This is a genomic window from Pseudomonas sp. MN1F (assembly GCF_009391885.1).
In the GTDB taxonomy this organism is placed as follows: domain Bacteria; phylum Pseudomonadota; class Gammaproteobacteria; order Pseudomonadales; family Pseudomonadaceae; genus Aquipseudomonas.
The window spans coordinates 42,037-56,868 of the sequence record NZ_VZII01000032.1; the positions used below are offsets into that span (position 1 = coordinate 42,037).

Consider the following 14,832-nt stretch of genomic DNA (forward strand, 5'->3'; position numbering starts at 1 on the left):
TCAGGCCAGCAGGTCCCAGGACAGCTTGGCGATCAGTACGCACAGCAGGATCAGGAACAGCCCGCGCACGAAGCCTGCGCCCTTGCGCACCGCCAGCCAGGTCCCGGTCAGGGCACCGAGGATATTGCACGCGGCCATCGGCAGGGCGATGGCGTAAAGCACATTGCCCGACGGCACGAAGAACACCAGGGCTGCCAGGTTGGTGGCAATGTTGACCACCTTCGCCGACGCCGAGGCATGCAGGAAGTCGAGGGCAAAGAAGCGGATGAACAGGAAGATCAGGAAGCTGCCGGTGCCCGGGCCGAACAAGCCGTCATAGAAGCCGATCGCCCCGCCGATCAGCACTGCCAGGCACTGCTCCCGGCGGCCGATTCTGGCCGGCTTGTGCAAGGTGCCGAAGTCTTTCTTGCAGAAGGTGTAGATCGCCATCAGCACAATCAGCACCAGCACCGCCGGGCGCATCACGCTGGGTGGCACCCGTGAAACCGTGGCCGCTCCGGCGAACGACATGACAAAGGCGCTGAGCGCCGCCGGCACGATCAAGCCCCAGTCCAACGTCACCTTGCGAATGAACGAGCGAGCGGCAAAGGCCGTGCCGCATACCGAAGCCAGCTTGTTGCTGCCCAACAATGCCGCCGGCTGCGCCGTGGGCAGCACGTTGAACAGCGCCGGGATCTGAATCAGCCCGCCACCGCCGACGGCGGCATCGATCAGGCCGGCAGCGAAAGCGAACAGGGAAAGTACGGCGATATCCATCATGGCGCGGTTCCGGGCAGTGAAAACAGACGGCAAGGCTAATCAAAACGGCGCGCGTGTGTTGAAATGCCATATTGCGAAAACTGCAACAAGGAGCCCTAGATGGCATTGGACATGCTGCGCGAAATCCAGGCGTTCGTCAGTGTTGCGCACAAGCGCAGTTTCGTCGCCGCCGCACGCGCCCTGGGCCGCTCACCCAGCGCGGTAACCCGTGCGGTGCAAACCCTGGAAGACAACAGCGGGTGCAAGCTGCTCAACCGCAACGCCAGCGCGGTGACCCTCACCGAAGCCGGTGAGCGCCTGCTGCCCCACGCCGAACGCTTGCTGGATGTGCAACGCGACGCTGCTGATGAACTGGCTGCACTCACCGGCAGCGCGCAAGGTTGGGTGCGATTTGCCGCGCCGCAACTGCTCGGCGAGCACATATTGCCTGGCGTGCTGGCCAGCTTCAGCCAGCGCCACCCGCAAGTGACCCTCGACGTGCAGTACAGCGATGCGGCCCTCGACCCGTTGCAAGGCAAGCTGGATTTCGTGGTCCGCGGCGCCTTTGCGCAGTCCAGCGAGCTGATTGGTTATCCACTGTGGCGCTACCACCGCCACCTGTATGCCAGCCCGGCCTATGTAGCCCGCTTCGGCATGCCCGAGCAACCGGAGCAGCTGGACCAGCACGCCCTGATCCTGCACACCGCCCCGCGCATCCTCAAAGCCTGGTACTTCTACCGTGACGGCCAGATCACCCGCCTGCGCCCGCACCCACGCTTGCGCCTGGGCTCTGGCGACGCGGTGTACCACAGCACCTTGGCCGGTGCCGGTATCGCACGCCTGGCGGACTGGGTGGCGCAAGCACAGGTGAAGGCTGGACGCCTGGTGCGGGTGTGCGCGGATTACCGGCTGACCTCAAGCACCGGCCAGGACCCGCAGATGCACGCGGTGTACCCTTCCGGCGAGCTGCCGGCCCGCGTGCGTGAGTTGCTGCTGGCCTTGCGCCAGGCTGGCAAAGCCGCCTCTGAACGGGCCGGCTAAATGCTGTTCAAATTCTGCTCAATCTAACAGAGCCCGCAAATTACCTGGCCTGCAGAACTTTATCCACAGACCTACCCACGTTTTTTGTGGACAGATTTCCCCAAGCAATGAAGGACTTATCGCACGCTCAGCAGTGCGACATTCGCCGCCTTGACCAGCTCGATCCATTCCTGCGCGCTGATCACCCCGGTTTGTTCCAGGGACTCGGCACAACGCAGCGCCTGATCGTATTGATCCTCTTCGAGGCTGCCTTCGCTGAGATAACGGCTACGCCACTCCAGCATGGCTGAAGTGCCCTTCTTGCATTCCATCTATGTGCGAACTCCCAAAGCAAAAGACTGGGTTCGTTATGTACGACCCATTATGACGCAGGGGGAGACTACACGAGGCTTTTACACTTGAGTACGACTTGCACCTACCGCTAGTCCAGCGGTAGCGCCACGGGAAACTGCCAGGGGCCGGCAGGAATTTGGCCCATCTAGCGAAGTAGACAGGCCGGAGGGCGTGAGGAGAATCAGCTTGGCGGAATGGTGCCCAGCAGGCCGATCAGAACGGTCAACAGCAAAAAGCCACCCAGAAACAGCGCGAGCTTGCCCATCGGAACCTCTTCAGTGTGATAGCAGGGACGAAGAGCATTGTCGGCCTCAGGCTGATACGGTTACAGAGTCAGGTTCGCGTAAAAAAAGCGGATCAGATGGTGCGCCGGGTTCTCCGACCGTCGCCTGATCCTGGACTGTGCTGAGGTAGCGTATGTATCTCAATGTGTAGGAATTGAGACCGAATACACAAGAACACCCACCGTTACGCCAATGGACACATCCTCGATACAGCGATCGACTTGAATGACTTGCAACCCATAGCGCCGATGGCCTAGCCAAGGAGACGCCCCATGCAAGCCCGCCAAGTATCCGCCGTACCACGCCGCTTCAGCCGTTCCACCCTGTTTGCCTGCACACTGCTGCCATTAGCCCTCGCAGCCGCCGGCAGCCCACATACGGCGCAGGCACAGCCACAGCCAGCGGTGCAGGCCAGCGATCCCTTCGGCCCGCTGAAACACCTCAAGGCTGGGGTACTGGATGTCGCCTATGTCGAGCAAGGCCCGGCCAACGGACCCGTGGTGATTCTGCTGCACGGCTGGCCCTACGACATCCACAGTTTCGAGGATGTCGCTCCCACCCTGGCCGCCAAAGGCTATCGGGTACTGGTGCCCTACCTGCGTGGCTACGGCGAAACCCGCTTCCTCTCGCCTGATACACCTCGAAACGGCCAACCTTCGGCGCTGGCCAGCGACGTGATCGCCTTCATGGACGCACTGCAGGTCAAGCACGCCGTCCTGGCTGGCTTCGACTGGGGGGCGCGCACTGCCGATATCGTGGCGGCTCTGTGGCCGGAGCGGGTCAAGGCACTGGTTTCGGTCAGTGGCTACCTGATCAGCAGCCAGGAAGCCGCCAAGGCGCCACTCCCTCCCAGTGCAGAGTTGCAGTGGTGGTACCAGTACTACTTCGCCACCGAACGTGGCAAGGCCGGCTACGACAAGAACCGCCACGACTTCGCCAAGCTGATCTGGCAGACCGCATCCCCCAAATGGGACTTCGACGCCGCGACCTTCGAGCGCAGCGCCAAGGCACTGGACAACCCGGACCAGGTCGCCATTACCGTGCACAACTACCGCTGGCGGTTGGGCCTGGCCCAGGGCGAAACCCAGTACGACCCACTGGAAGCCAGGCTGGCCAAGCTGCCCAGCATCGGTGTGCCGACCATCGCCCTTGAAGGCGACGCTAACGGAGCACCACACCCCTCAGCGGATGCCTACGCGCAGCGCTTCACCGGCAAATACGAATACCGGCTGATCAGCGGGGGTGTCGGCCACAACCTGCCGCAAGAAGCGCCGCAAGCATTCGCCAAGGCCGTGGTGGATGCCGATCACCTCTGATAAAAGCGCACCGTGCGCTAGCGGGTTCTCCTGAGTTTTTCTGCCTTCAGGCGCCGATAGAGCGCCATCAGCGGCCGCAGCATGGCCAGCCGGTCAAATATCGACAGGGCATGCAGGTCGGTGCGCGAAGGCCTCTGGTAACCCAGGTTCCAGGTGAAGTAGTAGGCCTGGATGTTCTTGTCGGTGTGGATCAGCGTGTTGAGGGCAGCGTCATAGTGCATCGGGCCGCCGTCGGGGTGCCCGGGCGGGCGTTGCAGTATCTGCGCGAGAAAGTCCCGCAGCTTGCCTACGCTCTTGCCATTAACCGCATAGAAATGCGACAGGTGGATGGGGCGATCGACCGGTACCCAGCCAGGCGTATCGGAATTGCCTTCGCAGGAATGGCCAAGGTAGGCAATGTCCCAGTCCATGCCTTGCAGGGACTCGATGGCCTTTTTGCCAAACGGGCCAATGCGCCGGGAAAACTGGATGTCGTCTTCCATGATCAGGATGTTGTCGACATTCAGGCGCACGGCTTCTTCCAGTATCTGCATGTGGCTCATGAAGCAGCCCCGGGCGCCAATGCTGGGGAAGCCCTGTTGGTCAGTAGGCGTCACTGCAGGGAAAAAGCCGATCTTTTCGTCATCGATGTGAAAGCCGTTGCGGGCGAATTCGGCTTCGGTTTCTTCGCGGCGGTCCGTTCTGGACGGGATATTGATGATTCGGGTCCGATCAAAAAAGTCGATCACATTCATCGTTCAGGTCCTTGGTACAGCCGATCAGAAGGCAAACAGATGGCTGATGAACTGGCCACACAGGGCACCGAACAGCATGACGGGCAGCACCACCAGCTCGCGCTTGATACTCAGCATGCCCAGCTGGTGGCTGACCTTGAAGATCAGGAACAGCGTGAAGAAGGTATGCAGGGCCACCCCCCACAACGCATAGGTCACCCCGCCAATGGCCAGCAGCAGCGGCATCAGGGTGAATAGCGCCACCACCCGGATGATGTTGTCCATGGCCATGTACTTGGTCAGCCCCAGGGCCATCCATATCTGTTGCGTCAGGCCGTAGCGCAAGGTGAACAGCGACAACGACAGGATCGCCATCATCTGCCCGGCGTCCTGGTAGCGGGCGTCATAGAGCCAATGAATGATCAGCGGGCTGGCGGTGAACAGGAAGCCGCAGGTGAACAGGGTCAGCACATCGAAGATCAGCCTGAAGCGGAAATACAGGTTGCGCAGGCGCTCCATGTCACCGGTCCTGGCCGCCTCGCTGAAGGCCGGCAAAGCCACCGCCCCGGCCAGCCGCTGCAGGCTGAGCTGGAAGGCCGCCAGAATGCCCACCGCAATCGAATACACCCCCAGCTGCGCCACCGTCATGCTGCCGCCGAACCAGATTCGGTCACCCTGCATGGCCAGCACGCCGACCGCGGACGACAGGAACACCCAGCGGCCGTAGTTGACGATTTCGCGCAGCGCTGCCGGGTCCCATTGCGGGCGGTCCTTGTGCCCCGGGAAAATCAGGTGGCTGAGCACCGTGGTGACCAGGGTGGAGACCAGGCCGGCAGCCACCAGCGCCCAGATGGAGCGGGTGAGGTAGCCGATCACCAGCATCACCACCAGGCCGGCGATTTGCGAAATCAGCTCGACCAGCACCACTTTCTTCTGCTGGAAGGTGCGGATGGCCACATCGATCTTGGTCGACTGGAAGGCGAAGATGATCGCGAAAAAGCCAGTGACGGCCAGCACCGCAGGCAACTCCGGGGCGGCGTAGGTGGAATGCGCTGGCCACATTTCGAAGTGCTGGGACACCCAGGAGGCCAGCGCCACCAGTTGCATCACCACAAACAGCCCAAGGCCGCGAATGATCTGCAGCGACCAGATGGTGTTGAGGAACAGCGGCTCGTCGCCGCGCGGGCTCTGGATGATGTTCTGCCGCAGGCCCACGTCGGACAGTAACAGCAGCAACACCGACACCGTGGTGGCAATGGCCATGAGGCCGAACATTTCCGGCAGCAGCAAGCGGGTGATGATCAGGTTGCCGCCCAGGCGAATGACCTGGGAGGCCACGATGGAGCCGATATTCAGTGCCCCAGCCAACAACACGCGTTTGCGAAGACTTTGCGAGGACGACAGATCGATCGTAGACATGGCACCCACTGACCTGGTTTTTAGACGTTACTATAGTCTCAATCTGCCATGCTGCTATTGCATCAGTGTCGATAGGTCTCGCGCAGGGTCAGCCGGTGCTTGCCGGGCGGAACGTAGCGCCATATGCGCTTGACGGCAAGCGGCTGGCGCCGTCTGCTCTCAACCGGGAACGCAGCGTGCCGCTTTGCGGCTGGGTGCGATAGAGCCCTCGCTTTTGCAACTCTGGCACCACCCATTCGACGAAATCCTCCAGCGTACCTGGGCTGGTCAGCGGGTTGAGCATATAGCCACTGGTGCCGGAAATACGCGCATGCTCTTCAATGCGATCGGCCACCTGCGCCGGCGTACCCACCAGGATCAGGTCGGTGCCCCGCGTGACGTTGGCAAAGCGCTGCCGGACATCACCTGCCGTCAACGGCTTGCCGCTGCCATCGGGGCGCATCATGTAGGACGTGAGGCCTTCGGTATGGGTCGCCAAGGCATCGCTGTCGGCATAACGGCTCAAGTCGATACCGGTATCGCCGGCATAGCTGACCAATTGAGCCTCCAGGTGATAGTGGCTCTGCAACGCGTCGTACTTGCGCTGGGCCTCGATCTCGGTTTTGCCCGTGACGATCCGCAACACGGTCAGCGACTGCACATCAGCCCGCGCACGCCCACGCGCTTCGGCCATGCTCCAGATTTCCTCCAGGCCCTGGCGGATCTCGTGTGGGTTCGACTTGGCGATGAAGATCAGCTCGGCATGCTTGGCCGCGAATTCGCGTCCCCTGCCAGACCAGCCAGCCTGGATCAGCAGCGGCGTTCGCTGTGGCGAAGGTGCGGTGAGGTGCGGCCCGGCCACACGATAACGTTCACCCGTGTGGTTGATCGGCTTCACGCCCTCCCCCCGGGCATACACCCGCCGCGCTTTGTCCGCCACCACGGCGTCGTCCGCCCAGCTGCCTTCCCAAAGCTTGTAGGCCACGTCCATGAACTCTTCGGCCCGTTCATAGCGGTCGTCATGCTTGATCATCTGTTCCAGGCCAAAGTTGCGCGCTGCGCTGGAAAGATAAGAGGTAACGATGTTCCAGCCGATCCGGCCATTGCTCATGTGGTCGAGCGTGCTGAACCGCCGGGCGTGGCTGAACGGGTGTTCGTAGGTCGTCGACACGGTGGCGCCGAACGCCAGGTTGCGGGTGATCGCAGCCAGGCCCGGAATGATCATCAGCGGGTCGTTGGCAGGCGCCTCCACTGCCCACTTCACGGCGGCCTCAGCATTGCCGCCGAACACATCGTAGAAGCCCAGCACATCGGCGAAGAACAACATGTCGAGGTTGGCCTGGTCGGCGATGCGCGCCTGGTTTGCCCAGAACTGGAAAGTATTGGCGGCCAGGCGCTCATCAGCCGGGTGTGTCCACAGGCTCGGTGCGCCGCCACAGCCAACACTGGCCTGCTCGTAGAGCGCGAACAAAAGGGGTTTCGGATCGGACATGAGGATTCCTGTAATAACGGGTGTCAGCGCCAGCCAGGCAGAGAGCTTTTAAATATTAAGTAGGAATATAAAAATTATTTGTAATAATATTTAAGAATAACAATATGCGAAGATTGCCCTTTGCCCTGGGAGGCGAAAAGCCTCACCGGCCGCCCCCTGGCATGCATCGGAAGCGTCACAGGTTTAACGAACATAAAGAAATTAAAATATTTCTATTTATGCCCAGCAGGAATAACCGTATAGCTCACGGATATTGGTATATACCAGACACCTCCCCGTTAAATCGCTCCATGAGCCCTGAGGGCACCAAGGAGCACGACAGGATGATCGCAGTACGGGTAATGCTGGAATATTTTCACCCCTGGCCCAATTCGGCAGGTTTTTACCTCGCCAGGGAGCGCGGCTGGTATCAGGAGGCTGGCTTGTCGGTACACCTTGCTGTGCCGGACCCGTTCCACGGCGACACCTTGGAACACCTGCTCCACGGCCAGGCCGATGTCGGCGTGTTCCCCAGCAACCGCTTGCTGGTCAGACGCAGCCTTGGCCAGCCGCTGCTGGGCGTCGCGGCCATCAACCACCAAGGGCTCGAATCAATCCAGACGCTCACCGACTTCGGCATTCGCCGCCCCAGAGACCTTGCGGGCAAACGCCTGGCGCTCAACCCTACGCCCCGTGGCCTGGCGATGGTCCGCCATCTGGTGGCCAAGGATGGTGGCGACCCGGATGCCGTCATCATCGTCGACAGCAAGGTGCGCGAGCTGCGTCCCGAGGACCTGGCTGCGGGCACTGCCCACGCCAGTTTCGGCGGCTACTGGGCCTGGGAAGCGCTGATGGACAGCCCGATTCCGGCCGAGCGCCGCGTCGTATGGCCGGTCGATGAGATCGGCGCACCGCGTTACCACAGCTACCTGCTTGGCGGCCAGCAACGCTGGTTCGAGGACAATCCCGAGACTGCCCGCGCCTTCCTCGCCGCCACCGAGCGTGGTTTTCGCGCGGCAGCCGAAGACCCGCAGAGCGCCCTGGCCGCCTATGAGGCCGCCACGCCTTACTTTCCGGGGGAACTGCTCAGCCAGTCGCTACAGCACATCGCACCGACCTGGCTGCACCAAGGGCGCTGGGGCCAGCAACGCGAAGAACTGATCGCACCCTACGCCCAATGGTTGCACTGCCATGGCGTACTGGCCGATGCCGACGCCTGGCGCGGCGCCACCAGCAACCGCTACCTGACGGAGCCGCAGGCATGACCGAGCCCTTGCGTATCGCCCACGGCATGGGCTTGCAACCTGTGCAAGCCGACTGGCCTGCCTTGACACAACAGGCTGTGGAAGACGTGCTGCAGCACTTCCCGCAGGTGGGCGCCGTGCACTCGCTGCACTGGCACAGCCCACGCCCCTTCTCGGCTGCCGCCCAGGTGCGCACGGCGCACGGGGAAGTGTTCGTCAAGCGCCACCACCGCCGTGTCCGCCAGCCCTCCTGGCTATTGGAGGAACACCGCTTCGTTCACTACCTCGAACAGCGTGGTGCACCGGTTGTCACGCCATTGCTCGACCGCAACCGGCGCAGCGCCATCGCCCTGGGGGAATGGACCTACGAAGTGTTGCCGCTCGCCCAAGGCCAGGACCTGTACCGTGATGCGCTGTCGTGGACCCCGTTCCTTACCCTGGCCCATGCCCACGCGGCGGGCGCGGCCCTCGCTCGCCTGCACCAGGCTGCAGAAGGCTTTGGCGCGCGAGCCCGGCGCACCCCGGTGCTGGTCGCCAACTTGCGCCTGTTTGGCAGCAGCGCCCCGCTGGCGTCGATCGAAAAGGCCCTGGCGCAGCAGCCGGCGCTGAGCCAATACCTCGCGGGCAAGCACTGGCAGCAGGCACTACGCGAACTCTACCTGCCCCACCACCAGGCCCTGCTGCCGCTGCTCGGGCAGCAGGCCCCCTTGTGGACCCACAACGACTGGCATGCCTCCAACCTGCTGTGGACCGAACCAGGAAGCAGCGCCCAGGTGCACAGCATCCTTGACTTCGGCCTGAGCGACCTGACCTTCGCCATGTTCGACCTGGCCACCGCACTGGAGCGCAATTGTATCCCCTGGCTTGAGCTCGATGCCGGCGGTCGCGCCAGCGCCGACCTCGACGCAGTCGATGCGCTGCTGCAGGGCTACAACAGTCAGCGCGCGCTGACCCAAGCCGACCTGCTTACGCTGAAAGCGCTGCTGCCGCTGGTGCATGTGGATTTCGCCCTTTCGGAAATCGACTACTTCCAGGGCATCGTCGGCTCCCGGAGCAACGCCGACATCGCCTACCACAACTTCCTGATCGGCCATGGCCGCTGGTTTGGCGACAGCGAAGGCGTGCGCCTGCTCGATCACCTCGACCGCATCGCCCGCACGCGCTGACAGGAGCCCGCCATGCCCGACATCCTCATTTCACCCCATGCCTTGCAACAGGGCCTGCAGCAGCCGGGGCTGGCGGTACTCGACGCCAGCGTGGAGCTGGCCGCCGCGCGCTTCGATGGCGACTATCGCGTGGCCAGCGGGCATGCGGCCTGGCTGGCCGGACATATTCCGACCTCACGGCATGCCGACCTGACGCGCGAGCTGGCCGATACCTCGGCACCCTACAGCTTTGCCCTGCCCTCGCCAGCGGCTGCCCAGGATGCCTTGGCACGCCTGGGCATCGCCGAGGCACGGCAGATCGTGATCTACGACCGGCACGACGGCTTTTGGGCGGCGCGCCTCTGGTGGATGTTACGCAGCATGGGCATTGCCGCCTCGGTACTCGACGGCGGCCTGAAGGCCTGGCGCCAGGCCAACCTGGCGCTCGCCCAAGGCCAGCAGACCCAGGGCGCGGCGCCGGGCTCAGCCGTGGCCCTGACCATTCAGCCCGGGCATTGGGCAAGCCGCGAAGACGTGCTGGCCGTGCTCGAGGGCCAAGCCCCGGGCACGCTGGTCTGCGCGCTCGGTAAAGGGCTGTTCGAGGGCAGCGCGGTGAGCCGCTATGCCCGACGCGGCCATATCCCCGGCAGCCTCAACCGGCCAGCCCGCGAACTGTTCGATCAACAGGGCCGCTACCTGCCACCGCAGGCGCTGGCCAAAACCCTCGGCTCAGCGCTGCTCGAAGGCGATCAACCGCTGATTCTCTATTGCGGTGGCGGCATTTCCGCCGCCGCCACTGCCCTGGCCCTCACGCGCCTGGGGCGCCAGAACGTTTCGATCTACGACGGCTCGCTCCAGGAATGGGCCGCCGACCCTGCGTTGCCAATGACCAGCGGAGCAACTGCGCACTAAGGCTTCACCCCTGCACACATCTACCCGTTTTTCGGTGCCACGCCGCTGGTCACCCAGGAGTTTGTCCATGGCTTCATCCCTGTCCCTGCAACACCGCCACGGCCTCTTGTCAGGGCTGCTGAGTCTGTCAATGAGCCCGGCCCTGGCATGGGCGGACAGCACCCTGCTGGAGGCCGTCACGGTCACCGCCGAGCAACCCGACAGCTACCGCGCCAGCACTGCCGCCGTGAGTGGTTTCGGCGAGGCGCCCCTGCTCGATACCCCGGCCTCGGTCGCGGTGTTTACCGAGCAACTGCTCAAGGATCGCCAGGCCCGGCTGCTCAGCGAAGTGCTCAGCAACGATGCCTCGACTGGCGAAAGCTATGCACCCATCGGCTACTACGAGAACTTCGTGGTTCGAGGGTTTTCCCTGAACGCCGCCAACAGTTACAAGATCAACGGCAGCACCATCACCGGCGAGCAGAACGTGGCGCTGGAAAACAAACAGCAGGTCGAGCTGCTCAAAGGCCTCTCTGGCCTGCAGAGCGGTGTTTCCGAGCCAGGCGGCCTGGTCAACTACGTCACCAAGCGCCCGCAGAATGTGCGTTCGGTCACCGTGGCGAGCAATGAATCGGGCGAACGCTACATGGCCACCGACCTTGGCGGCTGGCTCGACAGCGAGCAGCGCCTGGGCGTGCGCGCCAACTTCGCCCATGAAGACATCCGCTCCTATGTGGACAACTCCGACGGCAAACGTGATTTCGCCTCCCTGGCCGTGGACTGGAACATCAGCGATGCCGCCCTGCTGCAACTGGATGCCGAATACCAGACCCGCGAGCAGCGCTCGGTACCGGGCTACCAGTTGCTTGGCGGTAACGTGGTGCCCAGCGGCATCGACCCCAAGGACCGCCTGGCCGACCAGCACTGGTCGAAACCGGTGGGTATCGACTCGCTCAACCTTGGCAGCCGCTTCGAGTACCGCTTTGACGATAACTGGAGTGCCAACCTGAGCGCTTCGCGCAGTCGGGTGGTGATCGACGACTACAGTGCCTTCGCCTGGGGCTGCTATGGCGCCCCGAGCTGCGCCAGCTCCGCCGTGCCGAATTACTTCAGCCCCGAGGGCGACTACGATGTGTATGACTTCCGCAGCCCCGACGACACCCGCCGCAACGACGAGCTCCAGGCGAGCCTGAGCGGGCGCTTCGACAGTGGCCCCTTGCAGCATGAGCTGACCCTCGGCAGCAGCGCCTTGCGCCGGCTCGTCGACCGCCGCGACGCGGTCAACGAATGGGTGGGCAGCGCCAACATCTACCAGCCCGTACCCGACTTTGCGCCGAGCAGCGCATCGCCGGGGCATACTTATCGACGCCTGGACAGCCGCCAGTACGGCCTGTTCCTCACCGACCGGCTGAGCTACGGCGAACACTGGCAGGCCATTCTCGGCGGCCGCCAGGTCCGCCTCGACGAGAAAACCTTCGACATCGACGGCAATACCACGCGCCATACCCAGCGCTCGGAGTTCCTGCCCAATGTGGCACTGATCTACAAACCCAGCCCGGACATTTCCCTGTACACCAGCTACAGCAAGGGCTTGTCCCTGGGCGGCGAAGCGGCTTGGTTCACCACCAATGCCTACGAGATCCTGCCGCCCACGGTGTCACGCCAACTGGAGCTCGGCGCCAAGCGTGACTGGCAGGGCCTGAGCTTCGGCGCCGCGCTGTTTCGCATCAGCAAGGCCTATCAGTACTCACGCCCCAATGACGACGGCAGCTTCACCTACGTGCAACAAGGCGACCAGGAGAACATCGGCCTTGAACTTTCCGCCAATGGCCGCCTGACCGAGCAGTTGCAGGTGGCGGCCAGTGCCGCGGCCATCCGCGCCCGGGTCGAGGACAGCGGCACCGACCGCTACGAAGGCCATCAGGCGATCAACGTGCCGAAGGTGCGCGCAAGCCTGCACGCCGACTACAGCATCGCCAGCGTCAAGGGCCTGGCCCTGCTCGGCGGCCTGCGCTACAGCGCCAGCAAGTATGCCAGCCAGGCCGGCAACGTGAAGGTCGAGGGCTACACCGTGTTCGATGCCGGCGCACGCTACACCCTCGACCTGGAGGGCTATGAAACGGTAGTGCGCCTGACCGTGGACAACCTGTTCGACAAGCGCTACTGGCGCGATGTGGGCGAGTACATGGGCGACGGCTACCTGTTCCAGGGCGCACCGCGCACCGCCCGCCTGTCCGCGACCGTGAATTTCTGAGTTGCCCTGGAGGCGCCTATGTCACCGTTGGAAACTGTCGCCGTGCTGTTCAATGTCCTCGGCGTGTGGCTGACCACCCAGCGCATTCGCTGGTGCTGGCCGGTCAGCGTGGTTGCCGTGTTGCTCTATGCCTGGATCTTCTTCGAGGTGAAGCTGTATTGCGACATGCTGCTGCAACTGGTCTTCGCCGTGCTGCAGGGCTACGGCTGGTGGCGCTGGAGCCAGGGCTACAGCGCCGCCGGCAAGGTCGGGGTACAACGCTTGCCACGCCGCGAAGCCATCACCAGCCTGGCGACCGGGCTTGCCGGTGCGGTAGTGCTGGGGGCGCTCATGCAGCGCTACACCGATGCTTCATCGCCCTGGATCGACGCGCTGCTGAGTTCGCTGAGCCTGGTGGCGAGCTTCTGGGCGGCACGCAAGTATGTCGCCAGCTGGGGGCTGTGGATCGTGCTCGACAGCGCCTATGTCGGGCTGTTCCTGTCCAAGGACCTGCAACTCACGGCCGCCCTGTACGCCGGTTTCGTGGTACTGGCCGGCTACGGCCTGTTGGCCTGGCGCAACGAGCTGCTGGCCCGGCAACGGCCACTGCCTGTGGGCGTCGAGGGGGTGCAATGAACCCGTTTCGGACCTCGTTCGTCAGCGAGTCGCAGCCGCCAGCCACCTGGCGCGCCTCCCAGCCCCATTACCTGCGCATCCGCGATCAACTGGCCAGCGAGCTGGCCCAGTGCTGCCTGCCTGCCGACAGCAAACTACCCGCGGAACGGGACATGGCCGAGCGCTTCGGCTGCACCCGCGTGACCCTTCGCCAGGCCCTGCAGTTGCTGGAAACCGACGGCGTCATCTACCGCCAGGACCGCCGCGGCTGGTACGTCAGCCCGCCACGCATCCGCTACGACCCGACCGGCATCATCGGCTTCATGGAATACGTCGCCACCCAGGGGCGCACGCCACGCACCGAGTGCCTGCACGCCGAACGCCGCCCGGCCGGGGCCTGGCTGGCCAAGCGCATGGGCCTGGAACACCCGGAGGAACCGGTGTTCTACCTGCAGCGCCGCCGCTGGGTCGACCAGCGTCCGGTACTGCTGGAGTGCAACGTGCTGGTGGCTGACTGGTGCCCCAGGTTGCTCGACGCCGACCTCAACACCTCGCTGACCGCCCTGCTGCGCGAACGTTTCGGCCGCGTGCAGTCGCGCAGCGAGCTGTGCATGCACCCCGAGACGATGAACGACTTTCAGGCTGACCTGCTGCAGGTTTCCCCAGGCTCGAGCAGCTTTTACCTGGAGCGCCTGAGCTTCGGCGAACGCGGCCAGCCGGTCGAATTCGACCAGGAGTTCTGGCGCCCGGATGCGCTCGCGGTGGTGTTACAAACCCGCTATCCCGGCCAGGGCGAGGCGCCATGAACGGCCTGTCCGACGCCGCGCTGGAAGCACTGCTGCAGGCCGCCGACGGCTTGATCTTCGACTGCGATGGCACCCTGATCGACAGCCTGCCCGCCTATGCTGCTGCCTGGCGCGAGGGCTTCGCCGGGTCTGGCAAAATCATGGACGGCGCATGGCACGCCGCCCACTGCGGCCTGTGCGAGACGCAACTGATGGCACAATTCGAACACACTTATCAGGTCACGCTGGATCGCCCCAGGGTGGTGGCGACCATGCGCCAGCACTACCTGGCCAACCTGTCGCGGCAGGTGCGGGAGATTACCTGGGTGACGGCAATCGCCAGGCGGTTCACCGGGGTCAAGCCGATGGCGGTGGCGTCCAGCGGCTCTCGGCAGATCGTCCTGAGCTCACTGGCCGCCCTGGGCTTGGCCGAGTTGTTCGACACCATTGTCACCTTCGACGATGTCGGCAAGGCCAAGCCCGATCCCGCCATCCATCTGCAAGCCGCCCGGCAACTGGGGCTGACACCTGCGCGGTGCCTGGTGTTCGAGGACAGCGAGCAAGGGTTGCAGGCCGCACGACGTGGGGGCTTGCCGGTAGTGGACGTTACAAGACCCGGTTGATT

At 63.7% G+C, this 14,832-nt stretch carries 14 protein-coding genes; 9 read left to right on the forward strand and 5 right to left on the reverse strand.

Annotation, left to right across the window (positions count from 1 at the left end):
* Window positions 1-759 (reverse strand): TSUP family transporter, encoded by a 759-nt coding sequence (locus F6X59_RS16285; RefSeq protein ID WP_152957101.1) that lies wholly within the window; start codon window positions 757-759, stop codon window positions 1-3.
* 99 nt (window positions 760-858) lie between these two features.
* Here F6X59_RS16285 and F6X59_RS16290 point away from each other — a divergent pair, with 99 nt between their 5' ends.
* Window positions 859-1,779, forward strand: a complete 921-nt coding sequence (locus tag F6X59_RS16290; protein WP_152957102.1) for a LysR family transcriptional regulator — start codon at window positions 859-861, stop codon at window positions 1,777-1,779.
* A gap of 116 nt (window positions 1,780-1,895) precedes the next feature.
* On the opposite strand, the gene F6X59_RS16295 is transcribed toward F6X59_RS16290, so the two are convergent.
* Complete coding sequence (locus F6X59_RS16295; RefSeq protein ID WP_152957103.1) at window positions 1,896-2,090, reverse strand: hypothetical protein; 195 nt, start codon at window positions 2,088-2,090, stop codon at window positions 1,896-1,898.
* 578 nt (window positions 2,091-2,668) lie between these two features.
* Between F6X59_RS16295 and F6X59_RS16300 the strand changes: the two genes are divergently transcribed.
* Window positions 2,669-3,712 carry an alpha/beta fold hydrolase gene (locus F6X59_RS16300; protein WP_152957104.1) on the forward strand — a complete coding sequence of 348 codons (1,044 nt, stop codon included), beginning with the start codon at window positions 2,669-2,671 and terminating at the stop codon, window positions 3,710-3,712.
* Between the two features lie 17 nt (window positions 3,713-3,729).
* Here F6X59_RS16300 and F6X59_RS16305 read toward each other — a convergent pair whose 3' ends face one another.
* The 3 genes from F6X59_RS16305 to F6X59_RS16315 all read right to left on the reverse strand — a co-directional run bounded on the left by F6X59_RS16305 (window position 3,730) and on the right by F6X59_RS16315 (window position 7,315).
* Window positions 3,730-4,446 (reverse strand): glycosyltransferase family 25 protein, encoded by a 717-nt coding sequence (locus F6X59_RS16305; protein WP_152957105.1) that lies wholly within the window; start codon window positions 4,444-4,446, stop codon window positions 3,730-3,732.
* 24 nt (window positions 4,447-4,470) lie between these two features.
* Entirely contained in the window at window positions 4,471-5,844 is a 1,374-nt protein-coding gene (locus F6X59_RS16310; RefSeq protein WP_152957106.1) for an oligosaccharide flippase family protein, read from the reverse strand.
* Window positions 5,845-5,932: 88 nt separating this feature from the next.
* Window positions 5,933-7,315: an LLM class flavin-dependent oxidoreductase gene (locus F6X59_RS16315; RefSeq protein WP_152957107.1), complete on the reverse strand. Its 1,383-nt coding sequence runs from the start codon at window positions 7,313-7,315 to the stop codon at window positions 5,933-5,935.
* 341 nt (window positions 7,316-7,656) lie between these two features.
* On the opposite strand from F6X59_RS16315, the gene F6X59_RS16320 reads away from it, so the two are divergent.
* The 7 genes from F6X59_RS16320 (at window position 7,657) to F6X59_RS16350 (ending at window position 14,830) form a co-directional block, all read left to right on the forward strand.
* Window positions 7,657-8,559 (forward strand): ABC transporter substrate-binding protein, encoded by a 903-nt coding sequence (locus tag F6X59_RS16320; protein WP_256669361.1) that lies wholly within the window; start codon window positions 7,657-7,659, stop codon window positions 8,557-8,559.
* Window positions 8,556-9,704, forward strand: a complete 1,149-nt coding sequence (locus F6X59_RS16325) for a phosphotransferase enzyme family protein (RefSeq protein WP_152957109.1) — start codon at window positions 8,556-8,558, stop codon at window positions 9,702-9,704. The genes F6X59_RS16320 and F6X59_RS16325 overlap by 4 nt, the downstream gene beginning before the upstream one ends.
* A 12-nt stretch (window positions 9,705-9,716) precedes the next feature.
* Window positions 9,717-10,595: a sulfurtransferase gene (locus tag F6X59_RS16330; protein ID WP_152957110.1), complete on the forward strand. Its 879-nt coding sequence runs from the start codon at window positions 9,717-9,719 to the stop codon at window positions 10,593-10,595.
* 67 nt (window positions 10,596-10,662) lie between these two features.
* Window positions 10,663-12,828 (forward strand): TonB-dependent siderophore receptor, encoded by a 2,166-nt coding sequence (locus F6X59_RS16335; protein WP_152957111.1) that lies wholly within the window; start codon window positions 10,663-10,665, stop codon window positions 12,826-12,828.
* Between the two features lie 18 nt (window positions 12,829-12,846).
* Window positions 12,847-13,443: a nicotinamide riboside transporter PnuC gene (pnuC, locus tag F6X59_RS16340; protein ID WP_152957112.1), complete on the forward strand. Its 597-nt coding sequence runs from the start codon at window positions 12,847-12,849 to the stop codon at window positions 13,441-13,443.
* Window positions 13,440-14,228, forward strand: coding sequence for a GntR family transcriptional regulator (locus F6X59_RS16345; protein ID WP_152957113.1), 789 nt, complete (start codon window positions 13,440-13,442; stop codon window positions 14,226-14,228). Before pnuC ends, F6X59_RS16345 begins: the two co-directional genes overlap by 4 nt.
* Window positions 14,225-14,830 (forward strand): HAD family phosphatase, encoded by a 606-nt coding sequence (locus F6X59_RS16350; protein ID WP_152957114.1) that lies wholly within the window; start codon window positions 14,225-14,227, stop codon window positions 14,828-14,830. Before F6X59_RS16345 ends, F6X59_RS16350 begins: the two co-directional genes overlap by 4 nt.
* The last annotated feature ends 2 nt before the right edge of the window (window positions 14,831-14,832 follow it).